The sequence below is a fragment of the Ruminococcus sp. BSD2780120874_150323_B10 genome (genome assembly GCF_015553695.1).
Lineage (GTDB): Bacteria > Bacillota > Clostridia > Oscillospirales > Acutalibacteraceae > Ruminococcoides > Ruminococcoides intestinale_A.
This window is the reverse complement of sequence record NZ_JADNHD010000002.1, coordinates 128,660-150,683: the sequence shown is the minus strand read 5'-3', so window position 1 is coordinate 150,683 and position 22,024 is coordinate 128,660. Positions and strand designations below refer to the sequence as shown.

At 40.0% G+C, this 22,024-nt stretch carries 18 protein-coding genes and 1 tRNA gene; 14 read left to right on the top strand and 5 right to left on the bottom strand.

All coding sequences use genetic code 11. From position 1 onward, the window contains the following. Window positions 1-2 precede the first annotated feature (2 nt). From hisG to hisE, 6 genes are all read left to right on the top strand, one after another. Window positions 3-632, top strand: a complete 630-nt coding sequence (gene hisG, locus I2E21_RS02275) for an ATP phosphoribosyltransferase (RefSeq protein WP_022235148.1) — start codon at window positions 3-5, stop codon at window positions 630-632. After that, window positions 629-1,930 (top strand): histidinol dehydrogenase, encoded by a 1,302-nt coding sequence (hisD, locus tag I2E21_RS02270; protein ID WP_022235147.1) that lies wholly within the window; start codon window positions 629-631, stop codon window positions 1,928-1,930. The genes hisG and hisD overlap by 4 nt, the downstream gene beginning before the upstream one ends. 181 nt (window positions 1,931-2,111) lie before the next feature. Next, window positions 2,112-2,690, top strand: coding sequence for an imidazoleglycerol-phosphate dehydratase HisB (gene hisB / locus I2E21_RS02265; RefSeq protein ID WP_022235146.1), 579 nt, complete (start codon window positions 2,112-2,114; stop codon window positions 2,688-2,690). Further along, on the top strand, window positions 2,691-3,410 hold the full coding sequence (gene hisA, locus I2E21_RS02260; protein ID WP_022235145.1) for a 1-(5-phosphoribosyl)-5-[(5-phosphoribosylamino)methylideneamino]imidazole-4-carboxamide isomerase: 720 nt from the start codon (window positions 2,691-2,693) through the stop codon (window positions 3,408-3,410). A gap of 10 nt (window positions 3,411-3,420) precedes the next feature. Then, entirely contained in the window at window positions 3,421-3,747 is a 327-nt protein-coding gene (gene hisI, locus I2E21_RS02255; protein ID WP_022235144.1) for a phosphoribosyl-AMP cyclohydrolase, read from the top strand. Window positions 3,748-3,767: 20 nt separating this feature from the next. After that, a complete protein-coding gene (hisE, locus tag I2E21_RS02250; protein WP_022235143.1) occupies window positions 3,768-4,100 on the top strand; it encodes a phosphoribosyl-ATP diphosphatase in 333 nt (110 codons plus the stop codon). A 55-nt stretch (window positions 4,101-4,155) separates the two neighbouring features. Here hisE and I2E21_RS02245 read toward each other — a convergent pair whose 3' ends face one another. Next, complete coding sequence (locus I2E21_RS02245) at window positions 4,156-4,392, bottom strand: hypothetical protein (RefSeq protein ID WP_022235142.1); 237 nt, start codon at window positions 4,390-4,392, stop codon at window positions 4,156-4,158. Between the two features lie 120 nt (window positions 4,393-4,512). Here I2E21_RS02245 and mtaB point away from each other — a divergent pair, with 120 nt between their 5' ends. Further along, a complete protein-coding gene (mtaB, locus tag I2E21_RS02240) occupies window positions 4,513-5,805 on the top strand; it encodes a tRNA (N(6)-L-threonylcarbamoyladenosine(37)-C(2))-methylthiotransferase MtaB (protein WP_195410293.1) in 1,293 nt (430 codons plus the stop codon). Here mtaB and I2E21_RS02235 read toward each other — a convergent pair. Further along, window positions 5,781-7,055 carry a family 10 glycosylhydrolase gene (locus I2E21_RS02235; protein ID WP_195410292.1) on the bottom strand — a complete coding sequence of 425 codons (1,275 nt, stop codon included), beginning with the start codon at window positions 7,053-7,055 and terminating at the stop codon, window positions 5,781-5,783. The two genes, mtaB and I2E21_RS02235, sit on opposite strands and share 25 nt — an antisense overlap. 26 nt (window positions 7,056-7,081) lie before the next feature. Between I2E21_RS02235 and I2E21_RS02230 the strand changes: the two genes are divergently transcribed. Together I2E21_RS02230 and I2E21_RS02225 are read left to right on the top strand one after the other, a co-directional pair. Continuing rightward, entirely contained in the window at window positions 7,082-7,366 is a 285-nt protein-coding gene (locus I2E21_RS02230; RefSeq protein WP_186934851.1) for a DUF1294 domain-containing protein, read from the top strand. Next, window positions 7,359-8,258 carry an RluA family pseudouridine synthase gene (locus tag I2E21_RS02225; protein ID WP_195410291.1) on the top strand — a complete coding sequence of 300 codons (900 nt, stop codon included), beginning with the start codon at window positions 7,359-7,361 and terminating at the stop codon, window positions 8,256-8,258. The genes I2E21_RS02230 and I2E21_RS02225 overlap by 8 nt, the downstream gene beginning before the upstream one ends. On the opposite strand, the gene I2E21_RS02220 is transcribed toward I2E21_RS02225, so the two are convergent. After that, window positions 8,253-8,465, bottom strand: a complete 213-nt coding sequence (locus I2E21_RS02220) for a hypothetical protein (RefSeq protein WP_195410336.1) — start codon at window positions 8,463-8,465, stop codon at window positions 8,253-8,255. The two genes, I2E21_RS02225 and I2E21_RS02220, sit on opposite strands and share 6 nt — an antisense overlap. A gap of 450 nt (window positions 8,466-8,915) precedes the next feature. Here I2E21_RS02220 and I2E21_RS02215 point away from each other — a divergent pair, with 450 nt between their 5' ends. The 4 genes from I2E21_RS02215 to I2E21_RS02200 all read left to right on the top strand — a co-directional run bounded on the left by I2E21_RS02215 (window position 8,916) and on the right by I2E21_RS02200 (window position 14,632). Then, entirely contained in the window at window positions 8,916-11,498 is a 2,583-nt protein-coding gene (locus tag I2E21_RS02215) for a TetM/TetW/TetO/TetS family tetracycline resistance ribosomal protection protein (RefSeq protein ID WP_195410290.1), read from the top strand. 116 nt (window positions 11,499-11,614) lie between these two features. Beyond that, on the top strand, window positions 11,615-13,174 hold the full coding sequence (locus tag I2E21_RS02210) for a glycoside hydrolase family 32 protein (RefSeq protein ID WP_195410289.1): 1,560 nt from the start codon (window positions 11,615-11,617) through the stop codon (window positions 13,172-13,174). 86 nt (window positions 13,175-13,260) lie between these two features. Next, entirely contained in the window at window positions 13,261-13,887 is a 627-nt protein-coding gene (gene upp / locus I2E21_RS02205; protein ID WP_195410288.1) for a uracil phosphoribosyltransferase, read from the top strand. A 658-nt stretch (window positions 13,888-14,545) separates the two neighbouring features. Continuing rightward, window positions 14,546-14,632 (top strand) — tRNA-Leu (locus tag I2E21_RS02200). Between the two features lie 379 nt (window positions 14,633-15,011). Here the strand turns inward: I2E21_RS02200 and I2E21_RS02195 are convergent. Together I2E21_RS02195 and I2E21_RS02190 are read right to left on the bottom strand one after the other, a co-directional pair. After that, on the bottom strand, window positions 15,012-16,319 hold the full coding sequence (locus I2E21_RS02195; protein ID WP_243240575.1) for a GHKL domain-containing protein: 1,308 nt from the start codon (window positions 16,317-16,319) through the stop codon (window positions 15,012-15,014). A 13-nt stretch (window positions 16,320-16,332) separates the two neighbouring features. Next, window positions 16,333-17,046, bottom strand: coding sequence for a LytTR family DNA-binding domain-containing protein (locus I2E21_RS02190; protein WP_195410286.1), 714 nt, complete (start codon window positions 17,044-17,046; stop codon window positions 16,333-16,335). Between the two features lie 180 nt (window positions 17,047-17,226). On the opposite strand from I2E21_RS02190, the gene I2E21_RS02185 reads away from it, so the two are divergent. Then, entirely contained in the window at window positions 17,227-22,011 is a 4,785-nt protein-coding gene (locus tag I2E21_RS02185) for a phosphatidylinositol-specific phospholipase C domain-containing protein (RefSeq protein ID WP_195410285.1), read from the top strand. Window positions 22,012-22,024: the final 13 nt, after the last annotated feature.

Genomic DNA, 22,024 nt, shown 5'->3' with positions numbered 1-22,024 from the left:
AAATGAAACCATTAAGAATAGCTCTTACAAAGGGCAGACTTGAGAAAACAACTATTGAGCTTTTCCAAAAAATCGGCTACAACTGCGATGAGGTTATCAATAAGGGCAGAAGACTTATTCTTCCGATTGGTGACAACGACTTTGAGGTTGTGCTTGCAAAGGCGGCCGATGTTATTACATATGTTGAGCACGGTGTGTGCGACCTCGGCGTGGTAGGTAAGGACACCATTCTCGAAAACGGCAATTCTTTTTATGAATTGCTCGACTTAGGCTTCGGCAAGTGCAGATTTGCCCTTGCTACTAAAAAAGGCACAGATTTTTACAGCGGATACAACACAAAGACTATTGCAACTAAATATCCGAATGTAACCCGTGCATTTTTTGACGATAAAAATATGGATGTCAGAATTATTAAAATCGAAGGCTCTGTAGAGCTTGCTCCGCTTGTGGGACTTTCTGACGGCATTGTTGATATTGTAGAAACCGGCTCAACACTAAAGGCAAACGGACTTGAGGTTATTGAGTGGGTAACTGAAATTTCGGCAAGACTGATTGCAAACACAGCAAGCCTTAAACTTCGCAAGGCAGAAATTGAGGAACTTCAAAAGAAACTGGAGGCTGTAACAAAATGATTACTACTGTAATTGCTGACGGAAAAAAGGAATACGATTTTATAGAGCTTCTCAAAAGCAGAGCGCAAAATTCAGACAAGAATGTTATTCCGATTGTGTCTGAAATCATTGAAAATGTTAAGACAAACGGCGACAAGGCGGTATATGACTACACCGTTAAATTTGACGGCAAAGCACCTGAAAAGGCAGAGATTTCTGCTGATGAAATCGACGCCGTAATTTCTGAATGTGACCCTAAATATATCGAAACAGTAAGAAAAGCCGCAAAGAATATTGAGGATTTCCATAAGCGTCAGGTTCAGCAGAGCTGGCTTACCACAAAGAATAACGGCGTTATTATGGGACAGCGTATCAGAGGCTTGAAGCGTGTCGGCATCTATGTTCCCGGCGGTACAGCTGCGTATCCGTCATCTGTACTTATGAATGCAATTCCCGCTAAAATTGCAGGTGTTGAGGAAATTGTAATGTGCACACCTCCTATGAAAAACGGCAAGCCGAACCCAAATATTCTTGCAGCCGCCAAGCTTGCGGGTGTTGACAGAATTTTCCTTATGGGCGGTGCACAGGCTGTTGCTGCTATGGCATACGGCACAGAGAGCGTACCTAAGGTTGACAAGATTGTAGGTCCGGGCAATATCTTTGTTGCCACAGCCAAAAAACTTTTGTACGGTACCGTTGATATTGATATGATTGCAGGCCCGAGCGAAATTCTTATTATTGCCGATAAATCGGCTAATCCTAAATTTCTTGCCGCCGACCTTATGAGCCAGGCAGAGCACGACAAACTTGCGTCTGCAATTCTTCTTACAGACTGCGAAGAACTTGCAAATCAGACTGTAAAAGAGCTTGAAAGACAGGTTCAAACCCTTTCGAGAAATGAAATTATAAATTCTTCGCTTGACAATTTCGGTGCGATTATTGTGTGCAGTGATATGAAACAGGCCGTACTTTTCGCAAACGAGCTTGCTCCGGAGCATCTCGAAGTATGCTGTGAAAATCCGATGGAGTATGTAGGCAAACTCGACAACGCAGGTTCGGTATTCCTCGGCAACTATTCACCTGAACCTCTCGGCGACTATTTTGCAGGTCCTAACCATGTTCTTCCTACAAGCGGTACAGCAAGATTTTTCTCACCGCTATCGGTTGACAGCTTTGTTAAGAAATCAAGCTTTATCTGCTACACAGAAGAGGCATTAAGAAACGATGCGCAGGATGTAGTTCGCTTTGCGGACACAGAGGGACTTACAGCACACGCAAATTCAATCAAAGTCAGATTTGATGACATTGATTTTGAATAAATGATTTTAAGTTAAAATGAATAGTGATTTGACAGAGTGTTTTGTCAAAAAATTATTTGATTTAAATTTACGGAAATTATTAAAATTTTGTAATATTTATTGTAAATCGTCTTTAAAAAGGATATAATCATATAGACTGAGCTTTTAGGCTCTGTTTAGATAACTTATTTGAGGTGAGAAAATGCGCCAAACAGAAATCAGCCGTAAAACCAAAGAAACCGACATCAAGCTTTCACTTTGTCTTGAGGGCGGAGATATTTCAATTGACACAGGCATTGGATTTTTTGACCATATGCTCAATTCGTTTGCCACACACGCAGGCTTTGGTCTTGAGCTTGAGGTTAAGGGCGATTTGTATGTTGACGAGCATCATACAGTTGAGGATACGGGTATAGTCCTCGGCAAGGCATTTTCTCAAATTTTAAAAGATAAATCTTCTATCGACCGTTTCGGCAGTTTTTATGTACCGATGGACGAGGCGCTTGCGTTTGCCTCTGTCGATATAAGCGGCAGACCTTTCCTTGTATTTGACGCAGAATTTCCGCAGGAAATGTGCGGTCAGTACAATTGTGCAATGACTGTTGAGTTTATGAGAGCACTTGCTTACAATGCAGGCATTACTCTGCACATAAAGTCTTTGTACGGTGACAATTCTCACCATATTACAGAAGCAATTTATAAAGCGGTTGCTCACGCATTAAGACTTGCCGTAAAGGAAAATACCTCAAATAAACCTCTTTCCACTAAAGGAGTGTTATAAATGATTATTTTACCTGCAATAGATATTAAAGACGGTAACTGCGTAAGACTTTTTAAAGGTGATTACTCAACAGTAGAAAAGGTGTGCGACACACCTTATAAAGCGGCTGAACAGTTTAAAGCTGCAGGCGCACAGTATATGCATATGGTTGACCTTGACGGCGCTAAGGACGCTACTCTCGCAAATGCAGACCTCATCATTGATGTGGCAAAGCAGAGCGGACTTAAGGTAGAAGTAGGCGGCGGTATTCGTGATATGGCTGCTATTGAACGCTACCTTAACAACGGCATCGACAAGGTTATATTGGGTTCGGCGGCTGTAAAAAATCCTGACTTTGTAATTGAGGCGGTAAAGGCTTTTGGCGACAAAATTGTTGTTGGCATTGACGCTAAAAACGGTATGGTTTGTGCCGAGGGTTGGATTGACGAGTCGGAAATCAACTACATAGAGCTTGCAAAGCGTATGGAGGATATTGGCGTTGGTCAGATTGTGTTTACCGATATTGACCAGGACGGTACACTTGCAGGCCCTAATTTAAAGCAGCTTGACGACCTTGTTCACGAGGTAAACTGCCGAGTAGTAGCAAGCGGCGGCGTGTCTGTTCTTAAAGACATAATTAACCTTGCGGAGCTTGATGTTTACGGCGCAATCTGCGGTAAGGCTATCTACACAGGCAACCTCGATTTGAAACAGGCTATTGAAATTACAAGCAAGATTTAAGGAAAACACTATGGAAAAAAATATTGATTTTGATAAATTTTTTGTGAAATCAGATTTAATTCCTGCAATTATTCAGGAAAAATCAACAGGCGAAGTGCTTATGCTTGCCTATATGAATAAAGAGAGTATGAAAAAGACCTTTGAAACAGGATACACATGGTTTTGGTCAAGAAGCCGTCAGGAGCTTTGGAACAAGGGCGCTACATCGGGACATCTTCAAAAAGTAATTGAAATTTTCGGAGATTGCGATGACGATACTTTGCTTATTACGGTTGAGCAGACAGGCGCAGCTTGTCACACAGGCAATCATTCCTGTTTTTATACACAATTAAAATAATATATAAAGGGTGAATACAAGTGAACGAGAATGAAATTCTTTCAGCACTTTATCAGACAGTTGTAAACAGACGAGATAATCCAAAGGAAGGTTCATATACTTGTTACCTGCTTGACAAGGGAATTGACAAAATTCTCAAAAAAGTAGGCGAGGAGTGCAGTGAAACAATTATTGCCGCAAAGAACGGCGACAACAGCGAAACTGTTTATGAGATTGCAGACCTTATTTATCATCTTACGGTTATGATGGTTCAGCAGAACATCCCTCTTGAAGATGTGCTTGCAGAGCTTGACAAGCGCAGCGAAAAGACAGGTAACTTAAAGAAGTTCCATACTGTTGATAAAAATTCCTGATAAAACAAAAACCCTATGGCAAATGTCATAGGGTTTAAAAATGTGTAAATTTTATTTATGCGGCAACCATATATTTTGAAAGCGCATTTGTAAAGCTTTCTGTCGGCTCGGAGCTTAAAACAAGCTCAACAGGCTTGTTAATATCTAACGAGAAAAATCCCATAATAGAGTGTCCGTCAATGGCGACATCGCCGTTTTTTATCATTATAGTTTCGTGGGGAAATTTTGTGAAAATTTCAAATACATCCATAATTTCTTTTTGACTTGTAATTGTAATCGGAATATTAAACATCTTATATCACCTCGTTAAAATAATAACAGCACTATAATACCATTTTTTTGACATTAATTCAATAACAAAATAAGCAATATTTTAAAATCCACATATTATACGAAAAAAAGGAAAATCAGTATGAATTTTAATATAATAACCCTCGGTTGTAAAGTAAACCAGTATGAATCACAGGCAATGCGTGAGGTTCTTCTGAAAAACGGATTTGAACTTGCCAAGCCAAACACACCTGCCGATATAACTGTAGTAAACAGCTGCACAGTTACCTCTGTAAGTGACGCTAAAAACCGTAAGCTTATCAATAAAATCCGCAGAGAAAATCCTGACGGAATTATTGTGCTTACAGGCTGTATGCCGCAGGCTTTTCCCGACAGACAGGAAAATTTTGAGAATTGCGACATAGTGCTCGGAAACGCAAAAAGAGCGGAGCTTGTTCCCGCCATTTACGAATATATTGAAAATCATATGAAAAATGTTTTTATATCACCGCACCCTGTAAAAAACGAGAAATTTGAAGATTTATCCATATCTTCTCTCGGCGAGCATACAAGAGCATTTATAAAAATCGAGGACGGCTGTAACCGCTTCTGCTCATACTGCATTATTCCTTTTGCGAGAGGCAGAGTTCGTTCAAAGAGCATAGAGGCGCTTAAAGCCGAAGTGGAAAAAATCGCAAACAACGGTTATCTTGAGGTTGTGCTTGTAGGTATCAATCTTTCCGCATACGGTCAGGACGAGGGACTTAACCTTGCCGATGCCGTAGAATGTGTGTGCGCACAAGAGGGAATTGAGCGTGTCAGACTTGGTTCTGTTGAGCCGGAGCAAATGGACGAACCGATGATAAAAAGGCTTGCCGCTCAACCTAAGTTTTGCCCACAGTTCCACCTTTCACTTCAGAGCGGCTGTGACAACACATTAAAAGCAATGAACAGACATTACGATACCGCCGAGTACAGCAAGATTGTATCTAACATCAGAAATACATTTGACAATTCTTCAATAACCACCGATGTTATGGTTGGATTTGCAGGGGAAACCGAAGACGATTTTAAAGCGTCTATGGATTTTGTAAAGCAGACAGGCTTTGCAAAGGTACATGTGTTCCCGTATTCAAGAAGAAAAGGCACGGTTGCCGACAAAGCGCCTAACCAGATAGCGCCGAATATCAAGGAGCAGAGAGCCAAAGAGATGGGCGAGCTTGTTGCCGAGTCAAGAGCGGAATTTCTGAAAACACAGGTCGGTCTTACTGAGTCTGTGCTTATTGAGCAACTTCGCCACGGCTATCTTGAGGGTTACACAAAAAACTACACACCTGTTCATATTATATCCGACGACGAAAGCCTTTGCGGTCAGATTGTGAATGTTAAAATCACATCTGCCGAAGATGATTACTGTATGGGTACTGTTGTTTGATTTTCGGCATCTAAATTATTGCTCATAGCCTTTGTAAGATTAGCAATTTCCGTACCTGCGTTTTCGTCTTTAAGTGCGGAGTATGAGTAGAGCATAATTCCGCTGACTTTTTCGTTATTAACAGCTGTTTTATATTCGTCGGCAAGAATATTGTTGCTGTAAAGCCAAGTGCCCTCGTCGGCATCGCTGTTTGCTTTATAGCCCGCCAATCCGACATATAGTTTTACCGATTTATTAATATCAAGCTCAGACCATGCGGTGAGGGAATCTTCAAATGTCAATGCGGGATTGTCAAGGCTGTAATAAAGCTGAGGACATATGTAGTCCACAAAACCTTTGCAGATACACCATGTTTTTACATCGGCGTAAATCTGTGCATTGTTGTCGATATTTCCCTGCGGGGAAATGCCGAATTCCACATCATCACTGATTTTATGAATTGCTCTGTAGGTATCGCAAATCAGTGTGTTTACATTGGCAAGCCGCCAATTATCAATTGACATACAGTTCATTTCGCCTACGGTTTCCACATACTCGGAATATTCCGTATCGTCAAAATCACTGTCTTGCGTGGGATAAAAATAATCGTCAAATTGTATTCCGTCAATATCGTAATTCCTTACAATTTCGGTTACACCGTCGATTATAAGGTTTCGTGCCATTTTGTTTGCGGGATTTAAAAAAATTCCGTTTTCGGTTTCTTCGCCTATTTCGTTGTCAATCACATACGGATTGGTTTCACTCAAGGCTTGCGGAGTGCTGTCTGTGCTGATTCTGTACGGGTTCACCCATGCGTGAATGTCAAGGTCAAGCTGCGAACAGACCTCGCACATTACCTCAAGTGCGTCATAACCCGGATTTACTCCCTGTTTGCCGCTCAAAATGTGCGAATACGGAAAAAATTTTGAATCGTACAGTGCGTCACAAAACGGACGGACTTGTACTATAAGCGTATTAAATCCTGCATTCTTGCTGTTGATTGCTATGTTTTTAAATTTTTCTCTGAATGAGGCTTCACTTTTGTCCGTTTCGTTCTGCATATCAAGTTCTATGTAAGAAACCCACACGCCACGCATTTCTTTTTCGGCTTTTTTCGGCTGCTCATCGACTGCACTGTCGATTGTGGCAGTGTCAACCGTTGCGGTTGAGGTTGGTTTTGCTTCGTTTTTCACCGAGTACGCTCGTGCCACAAGGGCGGTTATCAGCAGAACGGCAGATACAATTACAGGTGCAAGTTTTTTTACAGACATCTAAATCCTTCCTTTTGAGGTGTAATATGGAAATTTATTCACAATTGTTACTGATTTATCTTGTACTGATAAACCTTGTATCAATCATTGTAACAATATCAGATAAAGTAAAAGCAATTAAAAGAAAGTGGAGAATTCCCGAAAGCACCTTGCTTTTGCTTTCAGCGCTCGGCGGCAGTGTGTCTATGTATATAACTATGCTGATTATCCGCCACAAAACCAAACATCCGAAATTTATGATTGGTATTCCTGTAATTTTTGCACTTCAATGTATTTTAGTGTTTCTGATATGGAGATATATTTATGTCTGATAAGCTGATTTTTACCGTTCCAACCGAATATAACGGGGTGAATGCCCTTAGCTTTCTGCGCTCGTTCTGCGGACTTTCATCAAGAATGATAACACGATTAAAGCGTGAAAAAGACGGTATTTTGATGGACGGAAAAATTTTGCGTACGATAGATACTGTGTCGGCAGGAAAAACTGTAGAAATCAGTCTGCCCGATGAAAAAATCGGTATAGAGCCTGTCGAGGGCGAGCTTGACATTTTGTACGAAGACGACTATATTTTAATTGTAAACAAGCCGTATTCAATGCCTGTTCACCCTGTAAAACAGCACCAAAGCGACACGCTTGCCAATCTTGTGGCATTTTATGCGCAGAGCAAAGGCAAGGAGTTCACTTTTCGTGCAATCAACAGGCTCGACAAGGATACTTCCGGTATAGTTTTTATTGCCAAAGACCGATACACGGCAAATGCTGTAAAATTTGCTCTTAATAAAACATATATTGCAGTCTGCTCGGGAATTATAAATGAAAACGGCACTGTAAATGCACCGATTGCGTTAAAAAAAGACTCCAAAATGGTGCGAGAGGTCACATTAGACGGCGCACCGTCCGTTACGCATTACAAAGTCCTTGTAAAGGGCAAAGACTGCACGCTGGTAAGTCTTGTGCTTGAAACAGGCAGAACGCATCAGATTCGCTGCCATATGGCATACCTCGGTCATCCGCTTGAGGGCGATGATTTGTACGGAGGCAAACTCGATAAAATTCAAAGGCAGGCTTTGCACTGCGGTAAACTTGATTTTGTGCACCCGATAACAAAACAGCCGATTACTGTCACTGCGCCGATTCCCGATGATATGAAAAATATTTCTCGGGAAATAAATGCCGCTCTCGAAAACAACATTGTTTTATAAAGTGTCCGCATCGGTCGGCAGGTAGTTGTAAACTTCTTTGTATGACTCAAGCTGTGCCTCGTTTTCGGGCTTGCTCGGAATTAGCCCTGTGCAGTCATAGGTTGAATAAGCGTTCGCCATTTGGTCAAGACAGCGTTCAAGATTTTTATTTGCGTTTGCAAATTCATTTTCTTTTGTCGCATTGTTTGTTTTATTTTTACTTTTCATAAAATCACCCCGTAGTTATTATTTTACGCAATGCCGTAATAATTCGGTGATATTTTTAATCTTGTCGATGAAATGTCGCAAAGCGGCAAAAGGTTAGCCGTTTACGCAGAAAAAACTGTAAGTGCTAATTATATAGTATAAACCATAATATCTAAAAACATAACCTGTGTGAACAAGTATTTACACGATGCTTTACACACAGCTTTTCTTAAAAGAAAAGTTAGCAAAAACTAACTTGATGAAAATAACTTTAAAAGAAGTTAAGAAAATGATTAAGTTACAAATTTATCGGAAAACGAGTTTAAGAAGATTGGCTTGGCTTTTGCTGTGTTTACCCGACCGATGATTGCTAAGTTATAAAAATACAATTGGATAATTTACAACTTGCGTTTGCTGTGATATAATTTTATTAATTGATTTTTGTATTATTTTGCAGGGTACGGTGATAAAATGAAGAAAATCGCAGTCGGAATACTTGCTCATGTTGACTCGGGAAAAACTACGCTTTCAGAGGCGCTTATGTACTGTTCGGGCAATATTACAAAACTTGGCAGAGTTGACCACAGGGATTCTTTTCTCGACACATTTTCGCTTGAGCGTGACAGAGGCATTACCATATTTTCAAAACAGGCTGTAATGAAGTACAACGATACCGAATTTACTCTGCTTGACACCCCCGGGCATATTGATTTTTCAGCCGAGGCGGAGCGCACCTTGCAGGTTCTCGATTATGCAATTCTTGTAATCAGCGGTACAAACGGTGTGCAAAGTCACACTGCAACACTCTGGAAACTCCTTAAAAGATACAATGTGCCGTGTTTTATTTTTGTAAATAAAATGGATCTTGACGGTGCGGATAAACTTGCGGTTATGGCACAGCTTAGAACAAATCTTGATGAAAACTGCATTGATTTTACATACCGAAATACGGATGCTTTTCGTGAGAGTGTTGCTGTATGTGACGATAAAATTCTCGAGAAATTTTACGAAACCGACAGCGTTGAAAATTCGGATATTGTAAGAGCGATTAAACAGCGCAAAATTTTTCCGTGTATGTTCGGTTCGGCACTGAAGCTTGACGGCGTGCGTGAATTTATAGATTGCGTTGACTTATATACACAAATGCCCGATTATCCCGATGAATTCGGTGCGAAGGTCTTTAAAATCGCAGAGGATAATCAGGGCAACAGACTTACTTTTTTGAAAGTGACGGGCGGAAGTTTAAAGGTGCGTGAAGTGCTTAAGAGTGACAAAAATGTCAATGCCGAAAAAGTGAACCGAATCAGAGTGTATTCGGGAGAGAAATTCACTGCGATTGACGAGGCGGCGGCAGGTACTGTCTGCGCAGTAACAGGCATTACCTTTGCAAAACCCGGTGACGGGCTCGGTGCTCAAGCGGATTCCGATTTGCCAATGCTTGAGCCTGTTCTCACTTATCGTGTCGACCTTTTGGACGGAACAGACCCACACACTGCCCTTACAAAACTTAAGATTATAGAGAATGAAGACCCACAGCTTAATGTGGTTTGGAACAGCCGACTTGCGGAAATTCATATTCAGCTTATGGGCGAAATTCAGCTTGAAGTGCTCAAAAGTATAATTTACGAACGCTTTGGTATGAAGGTTGAATTCAGCACGGGCAGTATTATTTATAAAGAAACCGTTGAAAATACCGTTGAGGGAGTAGGCCATTTTGAACCGCTCAAGCACTATGCGGAGGTTCATCTGCTTATAAAACCGCTTAAGCGTGGCAGTGGAATTATCATTAATTCACGCTGTAAAGAAGATTTGCTTGACCGTAATTGGCAAAGGCTTATTCTTACTCATCTGCACGAAAAAACGCACATCGGAGTGTTGACAGGTTCACCGATTACTGATGTTGAAATTACGCTTGTATCGGGCAAAGCTCACGCAAAGCATACCGAGGGCGGAGATTTCAGACAGGCAACTTACAGAGCTGTAAGACAAGGCTTGCGCTCGGCAAAAAGCGTTTTGCTTGAACCCGTTTATGAATTTACGCTTGAAGTTCCCAATGAAAATATTGGCAGGGCAATGACGGATATTCAGCGTATGAACGGTACATTTTCATCACCGGAAAGCAGGGGAGATGTTACGGTTTTGAGCGGCACCTGCCCTGTTTCGGAAATGGGAAGTTACACAAAAGAGGTTATGCAATACACTCACGGCAAGGGCAAACTTGCGTGTATTTTAAAGGGATATGAGCCGTGTCACAATGCAGAAGAAGTTATTGAAAGTATCGGTTATGACTGCGATGCCGACTTAGAAAATCCTTGCGGCTCTGTCTTTTGCTCGCACGGTGCAGGTTACAATGTGCCTTGGAATGAAGTTGCACAGCATATGCATTTGCCGAGTATTCTTGAACCCGTTAAGGAGGACAGCGTAAGTACAAACAGCAAAAACGCCTTTGAAAAATGCAAAAATCAGGACGATGTTTTTGCTCTTGACAAAGAACTTATGCAAATTTTTGAGCAGACTTACGGCCCGATTACTCATAAAAAAGCACCCGAAAAGCGAAAGGTTACTGCGGTTTCCGCAATAGATAAGGCGGCTGAAAAATTAATGAAAAATCCGCAGTACAACGGCACGGAATATTTGCTTGTAGACGGATACAATGTGATTTTTGCCTGGGAGCACCTCAAAGAATTGACGGAACGCAGTCTTGACTGTGCAAGGCAGGTGCTTATAAATATTCTTTGCAATTATCAGGGATACAGCAAGTGCAATCTCATTCTCGTATTTGATGCTTACCGTGTAAAAGGGCAGTACAGAGAAGTGGAAACCGTGAACGGAATCAGCATTGTTTACACCAAAGAGGCAGAAACTGCTGATATGTACATAGAGAAAGTATCGCATAAACTTGCGAAAAACAACAGAGTGCGTGTTGTCACTTCTGACGCACTTGAGCAAATGATAATTCTCGGAAACGGCGCATTGCGTGTATCCTCACTCGCTTTTCTTGAAGAAGTAAGACAGGCGGAAGAAGAAATCAGAAATATTATAAATAACGATTAAACGAAAGTTGGCAGAATACAATCTGTAGGCTTTTGCTTTGTGAAGTATTGACAAATATAAATACTGATAATATAATTAAATTGTTATTAATATTACTGATTTTTCAAGGTGATAAAATGGAATTTTTATGTGATACTAATTATATATTGTTTCCGACAAGCGATAACGCACAAAACAAAAGGCTGTATTTTTATATTGACAATGAACTCGTTTATGATATAGTTTTAAAACTTGACAATGATTCTCCCGATTATAAATTTTCTGTTAATATGAGAAGATTTAAGGGTAACAAGATAAAAATTATATCCAATCCTATGATGAATATTTGCTTTGAAAAAGCCGATAAAATACAATTCGATTATGACGGAAAATACAGACCCTCGGTGCACTTTACGGCTTCAAAAGGCTGGATAAACGACCCGAACGGACTTGTATATTACGGCGGCAGGTATCTTATGTATTTTCAGCACAATCCAGTTGCCACAACATGGGAAAATATGCATTGGGGCGGCGCAGTAAGTGATGACCTTATACATTGGGAAGAAATCGGAGATGTACTTTTTCCCGATAAAGACGGCACAATGTTTTCGGGCAGTGCAATAATTGACAAGAAAAATCTGACAGGATTACAGAGAGGTAATGAGCCTGCAATCTTATATTTTTATACTTCTGCGGGAAATACATCAGAAACCTCTAAAGGAAAACCGTTTACACAATGTCTTGCTTACAGTAATGACGGCGGCAAAACGCTGATTAAATATGACAAAAATCCTATAATTAAAAATATTATAAAAGAAAACCGTGACCCGAAAGTAATATACTGTGAACCTGATGACAGTTATATTATGGTGCTGTTCCTTGACGGTCACAGCTTTGCAATTTTAAAATCCAAAAATCTGCTTGATTGGTCGCAAATACAGGAAATTTCATTACCCGACGATGGGGAATGTCCCGACTTTTATCCGCTTTGCGCAGACGGCGACAGCAAAAATATTAAATGGATATTTTCAGCCGCCTCCGACAGGTATTATATCGGCTCGTTTGACGGCAATAAATTTATTATTGAAACCGAACAAAAAAGACTGAATTTCGGTAATGCGTCATATGCCGCTCAATCCTGGTCGGATATACCTAACGGCAGACGAGTGAGAACTGCTTTTGCGTCATTTGTAATACCGAATAATCCGTTTGGCAGTTGTCTTAACATACCGCAAAATATGACTATAAAAACAATTAACGGTGAACCGTATCTATCGGCATTGCCTGTAAAAGAATTTGAAACGCTTTATAAAAACAGAGATGTCAAAACCGATGTTGTGATTAATTCGGATATGCCGTTTATTAAGAGTATTCAAAGCAAAGCCTGCGATATTTCTGTTTCTGCAAGTGCGGAAAAATCTTTTTCTTTGGAGCTTTTCGGTCTTAAAATATCTTTTAATGCAGATGATAAAATATTGCAGTGTCTTGATAAATCCGCACCGCTTAAATGTGAGAACGGCACAGTAGATTTGAGAATAATTTTCGATACTTTATACACTGAAATTTTCGCTGATTTCGGCACTGTATTTATGGGTATGACATATATCGCCGACAGTAATCTGAACAGCTTGCGTATCGAATCAAAAGACGCAACAATTCACAATATAAGAGTTTCCGAGTTAAATTCAATTCACTAAAAATTTTATTTACTGCTTGAATATATTTATAAAATGTGATATTATATATAAAGTTGATAAAATATTAAAAAATACGGAGGAAAATTATGTCTGTTTCATATATGACACACCCGCTTATCCGACACAAAATCACATTGCTCAGAAAAGAGAGCACATCTACAAACGAGTTTAGAAAACTTGTTGAAGAGATTGCTATGCTTATGGGATACGAGGCACTTTCTGACCTTGAAACACAGGAAATTTCTATTAAAACTCCGCTTGAAGAGTCAAAACAGCCTGTAATTTCAGGTAAAAAACTTGCCGTAGTACCGATTTTAAGAGCCGGTCTTGGTATGGTAAACGGTATTCTCGCACTTGTACCGTCAGCAAGAGTAGGTCACATCGGACTTTATCGTGACCCTGTCACTCACGAGCCTCACGAATATTACTGCAAACTTCCCGAGCCGATCGACCAAAGACAGATTGTTGTTGTAGACCCTATGCTTGCGACAGGCGGTTCGGCAGTTGCCGCTGTAGATTACATCAAAGAGCACGGCGGTCAAAAAATTAAATTTATGTCAATTATCGCAGCGCCTAAGGGCGTTGAAACCCTTATGAAAGCGCACCCTGACATTCAGCTTTATGTTGGCGCACTCGATCGTGAACTTGACGATAACGCATATATCCGTCCGGGCCTCGGTGATGCCGGCGACAGAATTTTCGGTACTAAATAATAAAAAACGCTGATAAATATAGGAGTAGCCATAAAAACCGACCTACAAATCTTTAGATTTTCAGTCTAACTTTTTGGGGCGGCTTAAATTTACGGTTACTCTTTTTTATGACAGAGTAACTGCCTTCTGAGCAGCAGGTCAATCCTCTTTGATATAATATAGTGTATGATGATACTGACCTGACAGCCGATATAGTTATACACAGAAATTGGAATGATATTTATTCTTACGGTCTAAATTATATTTGATTAGGGCGGACAGCATTTTTGTGCTGTCTGCTGTAAAACAAAATATAAAAATCTCGCCTATCCGATTGACTTTTATTAATTGATTTGATATAATAAATCTGTTAGTATGATATTTTGAATATCGCTAACCTGTCGCAAGAACACAAATTAATAGATATGCAGGTATGGCGGAATTTAAGTGAGTATCCAAATCTGTGATTTGCCAATACGAACTTATGCAAAATCTATTTTAATAGATTTTGTAGGCAGACTAACCTGTCGCAAGAACACAAATTAATAGATATGCAGGTATGGCGGAATTTAAGTGAGTATCCAAATCTGTGATTTGGCAATACGAACTTATACAAAATCTATTTTAATAGATTTTGTAGGCAGACTAACCTGTCGCAAGAATACAAATTAATATATATGCAGGTATGGCGGAATTGGCAGACGCGTATGGTTCAGGTCCATATGAAAGCAATTTCATGCAGGTTCAAGTCCTGTTACCTGCACCACAAAGAGGTATTAGTACACATAAGTATTAATACCTCTTAAAATTTTGTTGATTTTCTTTCAGGACTTGAAGACGAGCGTTAAGAAAACAGTCCGGTGGACTGTTTTTAGCGAGAGCGTTGATGATACTTTGACTATGGACAAGCCGCAATAGGCGAGGTAAAAAGTTTTTTCTAAAACAAAAGTATGTTACCTGCACCAAAAGAGTAATTTTTAACTGCTCTTTTTTCTTTTCTGAAATACTAATTATAATATTTCGGAAAATTTAAAAAACGGTTCTTGCGGTAAGGATAAGGGGATATGAATAAAATTCAGTATTAAAAATTAAAAAGCACAGGCTTTTCAAAATAACGAAAGTCTGTGCTTTTTATTTTCCTGCAACTATTTACTTTTTCCTCTAAGCATTACATCGGCGGTGAAGATGCTGTCTTTTTGCGTGAAACGGCAGTAGCCGCCGCCCTTTTCGGCTATGCGGCGGACGGATTGTGTGCCGATGCCTTCGCCGCTGTGTTTGCTTGATTCAAAAATTCCGTTTTTTTCTTTTACAACTCCGTTGTAGAAGTTTTCTACTTTAATAAGCACTACATTATCCGAGTGCATTCTTGCAAACACGGTTATTCTTCGTTTGTCGGGTGCGGTTCGCATACTTGCCTCAAGCGCATTTTCAAGCAAATTAGAGAGCACAAGGCAAATATCAATTTCAGATACGGAAAGTTCTTTTGGAAGTTCGAGCTTGAATACACACGGTATTTCCAAATCTTTATACCTATGATAATAATGCCCCGCTACTCCGTCAATCGCATTGTTTTCGCACAGCTTGAGTTCCGAACTCGGAATACTCTTGCTCATTTTGCTTAAATAATTTTCAAGGCCTGCCCAATCTTTTCGTTTGACAAACGAATTAAGAATCGACAGATGATGCCGCATATCGTGACGGGCGTGTCGGGTTTCTTCAATCGCCTTATTAAGCGTGTTGTACTGCTCTTGCTGCATATACAGAATTGTGTTTTCCTGTGTGAGCTTGTGATTGTTATTAAGGCTTTTTGCCATTATGTAAAACAGAGCGTAAAAAAGCAAAAGCAAACCGAGCATCGTACAACAGATTACAATATATCCCTGCATAATTCTTCCTGTATGCAGAATGTTTGGATTCCACGGTATTATAAATATGTTTATGGTGATAAAAACAGCGGGTAATATCCAGAACACATACCATGTGTGAGCAATGTTTTCGTCGTCTATTAGGTCGCATACTGCGTGAGAGGCAGGGTAAAACGCAAGCATTACAAATATCCAGCAAAAAATATTGAAAACAATTCCGCCCGTAAGCCCGAACCAAGGCTCGATATTTTTAGGATAAACTATTGAGTCAATGGCTCGTGTTATGCTTGCAAGGCAGGCATAAACGCCGCACACGGCAAGTGCAATATTTGCGGATTTCAATATAGATGTCCTAAGCGTTGCGCAGTAGGCAATGGTCATAAGCATAAAGGCAGGCAGGATTAAAGAAATTGTTTTTATTTCAAACGAATAACAAAACAGTCCGCCCACTATGCAAAGCATAAGGAGTGTTGACAGCCAAATTGCCGTCAATGCGCCCATTTTTATTTTTAAATGCTGTTTCATAGGCAGGTATGCAAGTAAAGTGCCGGGTATCAGCACGGCAAGCTCAAGCATAGGTCGTAGCATTTCCGTCACAATATCACCTCTTGTTAAAGATAAAATCGGCGAACCGACTTTTTGCGGATTTTGTAAGACTTCGGCTGACCGAAATTCTCACTCCGTTGTTCAGTATAAATTCCGTTCCGTCAAAATCGCTTGCGTAATCAAAATTAATAATTACTCCACGGTTGCACATAAAAAATCTTTCGTCGCTTTCAAGCTGTTTGCCAAACTCCGCAAATGTACTGCGAACCACGGTGGTTGCACAGTCGCTTTTGTATATGTTGATGCAGTGCTTAAAATGTTCGGCGTAGATTATTTCATTCAGCCTGATTCTCTGTGTGCCGCCGATTACTTTTACTTCTATATATTTGTCCGATGACGGCAGGCGGTTTAAAATATCCGTAAATGCAATTTTAAGTTCATCTGTCGTATATGGTTTGACAAGGTAGTCAAATGCCCTTACTTTAAAGCCCTCGAGTGCATAGTCTGACGAAGTGGTTGTAAAAATCAGGATACATTCCTTATCAAATTCTCTAAGCAGTTTTGAAATTTCTATTCCGTTTTCTTTATCTATGTAAATATCCATAAATGCAACTTCAAATGCTGTTTGCTTTGAGGCATTTATAAAATCAATTCCTTTTTCAAATTCGTATATTTCTCCGTTAATGCTATTATCCGAAAGTAACTTGTTAAGCCTGCTTATCAGCAATTGTCTGTCACTTTTCAGATCGTCAATAACAGCAATGCGCATTGTAATCCCCTCGGTACGATATTACTATATTCAACATTGTACCACATTTTTTTGTAAAAATCTTGTCTTTGCATATCAATTTGTGACGGATTTCTGCAATTCGTGCTATTTGTATAGAATAAATCGCAAAATATAGGTATAATTATAAAAAATAAAAATATTGTTAAAGAAGGGAAACAAATGAACAAAGCAATCAGACTGACTAAATCGTTCACGGCACTGCTGCTCACGGCGATTATTACGCTCGGCACTTTTGCAGTGACTGCAAATGCGGCAGAGCTAAAAAGTATGGACGCCTCAAAATCGGCAAAGTTTGACACAGCCAAGCTGTATTATATTTATCTTAATTTGCCTGATAAAGACACCGATAAGCCGCTTGCCCGCAACGAGTTCCGTTGGAACATCAACGGTACAGGATATGGAGCAAATGTAGCTCATCTTGATTATCTCGGCGGTAAGCAATGTAAGATGAAGCTTCAGCAAAAAGGTGATTATTACGGTATAAAATGTGATGATTTTAAAAAATGGCTCGATGTTGAACATAAAAAGTCGGAGGTAGGTAATGTTATTCATCAATGGGACGACACATTGAAAAATGATAATCAATATTTCAGATTTGAGCCTGTACCTAACAAAGCAGATACATACTACATAATTGCTAAAATTACCGACCAAAAAAACAACAATCTTTATGTCGGTACGGAGAATAATGCTTATAAACAAGAATCAAAAATTGCATTGACATCTAAAAAAACAGAGTGGGTTGTTAGGGCTACGGATGATGTATCCGAAAATTTCGGAGAACAGCAGATTCCCGGCGGTGATTCCAATAAAATAACGCCGCAGGAAAACGCTCCTGTTTTTATGCTTTATCCAAAAGATTATATCAGTGATGTAAATGTAAATAATGACGCAGTGGTTCAAGGTAATTGCCTGCAGCTTTATTACACCGGCACAACTCCTAAAATTACTGCGGAATGGGTCAGCTCAAGAAGAGCTTACAGACTGAGAAGTTATGATATTAACGAGAATGTTCCGAAAAATGCTTATGGTTCGTCAGTCCCATATGATGCCGTATGGGATGTAGACGGTGTGAATAACCCAAATAAGGCTGTTATTCATGTTTGGGAAAATTTAGGCAACAATCATTTGAGTCAGCTTTGGAGATTTATTCCTGTTGATTCCGAGGCTAATGTTTATTACATTTATAATGTAGGCAACAAGCTGTATCTTTCGATTGAGGGATATGAAAATAAAAACGATAACAATGATGTAAAACTTATTCTTTCCAAAAAAGCTTTTAAGTGGGATTTGAAATTTCTTAATATGAATTCATTAAATTCATATACTGCCGAAGATGTAAAAAACAAAACCGATAAAAGCTATGTAATAAACAGCGGCAATTGGATGTCACATTTGCCTGATGATATGTATCTTTCAGAGGTTAATATGCCCGGAACGCATGACACAGGCGCAACTTATATGACTGATGTCGCAGAACAGGTTTCAAAAGTATGTTGTCAGCAGCTTTATCCCGACGAACAGCTTAATTCGGGAGTAAGAGCATGGGACATAAGAATTAACAGAAGAAAATCAACTAACGAAGACAGTAATCCTACTATTATTCACGGAGAAAATTTTTACACCTGCCACAACAGGGACGGCAGTGATATGACTCTGCGTAATATAATGGACACTGCCAAAGATTTCCTTAAAGAACATCCTTACGAAACTGTTGTGATGACTTTGAAGGGAGATTCGAACGGCAGCGACGAAATTATCGGTGATATTGTTTTAAAGCAATATCTGAATAATAAAAATTATCCGATTTACAAACCGCAGAAGGGCGGAAGTGAGTATTCGCCTAAGCTCAAGGATGTAAGAGGAAAAATTGTATTTATTCGCAGACTCGATTTTTCGGACAGTTACATTAAAAAAGCAGAAAGCAAAGATTTAGGCTTTTCTGTAATGGACGCTTTCGGTATGGATGCAAGCAGATGGGACGATAATGATTATTCTCTTAATAAAAATGCCGTTCGTGTAGGAAACAGCAATATTTATGTACAGGATAATTACGGCGAGCGCGACGCAGATACAAAACTCCTTTATTTTTACAGCACAATTTCCGATGCTACTAAGAATAAATATACCGAGCAAGGAAATTATCTTTTTAACTATTCGGGTGCTAAGGATAATATTAATCAGCCAAGAATAGTAAACAGGTCGCTTATGGAGGACAGCTTTTTGTCACAGCCAGCCACATCAAGCGCTATACAAAGCATTGGTTTTGTTATGGCAAACTATATTGACGCAAAGCTAAGCGAAAGAATTTATATGACAAACTTTGTATCACAACACACTCATACATATAATGAAAAGGGCTTTTGCACAATTTGCGGTCAGTATCAGCCTGCCATTTATAATAAGAGCACCGATGTGTATACGATAAACAACGCAGGTCAGCTTTTCTGGTTCTCATCACTTGTAAACGGCGACCACAGCTATGCTGATTTTGATAAGCAAAATGCAGGTGCAAACGCAGAACTTGCCGCAAACATTGACCTTGAAAATAGGGAATGGGCGCCTGTCAATAATTATAAAGGCAATTTTAACGGCAAAGGACACAGTATTTTAAATCTTAATATAAGCAAGGCTTCAGATTACACAGGACTTTTCGGTTCTGTAAACGAGGGCAGTGTTTCCGATATTACGGTTTACGGCGACATTACAGTCAAAAATTCCGCAAGTCATATCGGCGGTGTTGTCGGCTACATTAATTTGGGTTCTGTCAAAAATGTAGTTTCTTATGTAAATATAAATAATGACAAATACGGTTCGCAGGTAACGCACGCAGGCGGCATTATCGGCTCTGTAGGAAATGATAAAACAGATATTGAGAAATGTATGTACTACGGAAGCATTCACCTCAATAATTCTTCCGATTGTATCGGCGGCGTAATAGCTTACTCAAACGGCGGCGCAAGAGTTAAAAACTGCGCAAACTTAGGCACAGTTACAGCAACGCAAAGCGGCGCATATGTCGGCGGTATTCTCGGCTACCTTAACAATACAAACCCGACAATCGAAAACTGCTACAATTACACAAAGATAAGCGATAACGGCAGCGGCAGTCATTGCGGCGCAATTATCGGTTGGGCAAGGAATTTTAACAAGTCGAATATCGCAAACAATTATTACAACAAAGATACGGGAAACACTCCGTTCGGTACAGACAGCAAGTTGGGGTTATCGGCAAACGAAAAAACAATTTCCGAATTTAAGTGCGGTGAAGTTGCTTTTAAACTCAACAACGGTGTTACCGACGGCACACAGGTTTGGTATCAGAACATAGACAACGGTCTTACTCCTGACGATTACCCCGTATTTAACGGCGGTACGGTTTATTATGCGGACTTTGACAATACATATTCAAACTTTGAGAGAACACCCGATGAGTTTGACAAGGACGACGACGGCAGATTTATTATAAAAACCTACAGCGACCTTGTAAAACTTTCACAGGTTGTAAGAACCGATTACAAGCGATACGGCGACAAGAATTATATTCTTGTAAATAATATTTACGCAGATGAAAATTCAAGCTGGGCACAGGGAATCGGCTCTGTTGCTGAAAATAAACCGTTTAACGGCACATTTGACGGCAACGGCTACAGCATAGGCGCACTTAATATTTCCGCAGGCGAATACGGCGGACTGTTTGAATTTATCGGAGAAAAAGGCATTGTAAAAGATTTGTTTGTTTATGACTGCGACTTTAAGGGCAGTGCAAAAACAGGCGGCGGAATTGCGGCTGTAAATGACGGTGTGATTGACCATTGCGTAAGCGGTATAAACGCTGTATCGGGTACAATCTTTATCAAAAATTTAAAAATCAACGCATCGGATCTTAACTCGATTCTTAACGCAGATGTCTGCGGTGGTGTTGCGGGTATTAACAACGGTAAAATTACAGGCACACGAAATTGCTCGATCGTAAAGGGCAACGAGTGCGGCGGTATTTCGGCAATTAACACAGGCGAAATTTACGGTTGTGCAAACACAGGCAAGACAGGACTCGATACTTCAACGGTTGCAGGCGGTTTAGTCGGCAAGAACAGCGGCAAAATCGAAAGCTCCTATAACTGCGGCAATGTACTTTGCAAAATCAATTCTGCAAAGGGTTCGATTGTCGGCTTGAACGGCATTGTGGGAACTGACGGTGTAACAGTCAAGAATGTATTTTACACAGCACAAAATTCACTCAATGCAGTAGGCACGGATTCACAGGCAAAAGCCGACAGTACAAATATTGCATACGAAAGAACGGTTGAAATGGCAAGCGCAAGCCTTGCGGATAAGTTAAACAGTGTTACAGATGACAGTATAAACTTTATTTGCTCTGACTTTAACAGAGGTTATCCGTACATCAAAGGCAGCTTCCTAAAGTACAGCGTTAAATCTGTAGGCAGCGGCATTACTCTTTCGGGCAATATGCACTCGTCACTCAATGTAAGCTACACTGCTTATTCAACAGATGACGAACAGTATAAAAAATTCGAGTCGCTTATTAAGGACGGAAAAATTCTTGATTTTTACAAGGGCACACTTTCGGACAATAACGGAAACTCGGCATTTGCGGAATTTTGGTGTGACAATAATTTAAAACTCACCTTGCCGGTAAGCGGCAAAAATGTAAGCCTTGCGGTACTTGACGGCGATGACGGCATAAAATACATAAAGCCCGACTCTTTTGAAAACGGAAAAGCAGTGTTTACATTATCACAGCCGACTGATTTTGCACTTGTGGAAACCTCGTCAAGCGGCGGCAACAACACAGGCAATACACAGATTGACAATACAACAATAAAGACGGGCGCAACCGTGATTTATACAATTTCACTTACGGCAATTATCGCTTTGCTTGCCTTTGCTGTATTGAAGAAAAGAGGACGCATTGAAAAATAAAAAAATATATATT

Excerpts from the sequence above, each read along its gene's own strand:
- hisG (WP_022235148.1), top strand. The coding sequence starts at position 3 with ATGAAACCATTAAGAATAGCTCTTACAAAGGGCAGACTTGAGAAAACA.
- hisD (WP_022235147.1), top strand. The coding sequence starts at position 629 with ATGATTACTACTGTAATTGCTGACGGAAAAAAGGAATACGATTTTATA.
- hisB (WP_022235146.1), top strand. The coding sequence starts at position 2,112 with ATGCGCCAAACAGAAATCAGCCGTAAAACCAAAGAAACCGACATCAAG.
- hisA (WP_022235145.1), top strand. The coding sequence starts at position 2,691 with ATGATTATTTTACCTGCAATAGATATTAAAGACGGTAACTGCGTAAGA.
- hisI (WP_022235144.1), top strand. The coding sequence starts at position 3,421 with ATGGAAAAAAATATTGATTTTGATAAATTTTTTGTGAAATCAGATTTA.
- I2E21_RS02245 (WP_022235142.1), bottom strand. The coding sequence starts at position 4,392 with ATGTTTAATATTCCGATTACAATTACAAGTCAAAAAGAAATTATGGAT.
- mtaB (WP_195410293.1), top strand. The coding sequence starts at position 4,513 with ATGAATTTTAATATAATAACCCTCGGTTGTAAAGTAAACCAGTATGAA.
- I2E21_RS02235 (WP_195410292.1), bottom strand. The coding sequence starts at position 7,055 with ATGTCTGTAAAAAAACTTGCACCTGTAATTGTATCTGCCGTTCTGCTG.
- I2E21_RS02230 (WP_186934851.1), top strand. The coding sequence starts at position 7,082 with ATGGAAATTTATTCACAATTGTTACTGATTTATCTTGTACTGATAAAC.
- I2E21_RS02225 (WP_195410291.1), top strand. The coding sequence starts at position 7,359 with ATGTCTGATAAGCTGATTTTTACCGTTCCAACCGAATATAACGGGGTG.
- I2E21_RS02220 (WP_195410336.1), bottom strand. The coding sequence starts at position 8,465 with ATGAAAAGTAAAAATAAAACAAACAATGCGACAAAAGAAAATGAATTT.
- I2E21_RS02215 (WP_195410290.1), top strand. The coding sequence starts at position 8,916 with ATGAAGAAAATCGCAGTCGGAATACTTGCTCATGTTGACTCGGGAAAA.
- I2E21_RS02210 (WP_195410289.1), top strand. The coding sequence starts at position 11,615 with ATGGAATTTTTATGTGATACTAATTATATATTGTTTCCGACAAGCGAT.
- upp (WP_195410288.1), top strand. The coding sequence starts at position 13,261 with ATGTCTGTTTCATATATGACACACCCGCTTATCCGACACAAAATCACA.
- I2E21_RS02195 (WP_243240575.1), bottom strand. The coding sequence starts at position 16,319 with ATGCTACGACCTATGCTTGAGCTTGCCGTGCTGATACCCGGCACTTTA.
- I2E21_RS02190 (WP_195410286.1), bottom strand. The coding sequence starts at position 17,046 with ATGCGCATTGCTGTTATTGACGATCTGAAAAGTGACAGACAATTGCTG.
- I2E21_RS02185 (WP_195410285.1), top strand. The coding sequence starts at position 17,227 with ATGAACAAAGCAATCAGACTGACTAAATCGTTCACGGCACTGCTGCTC.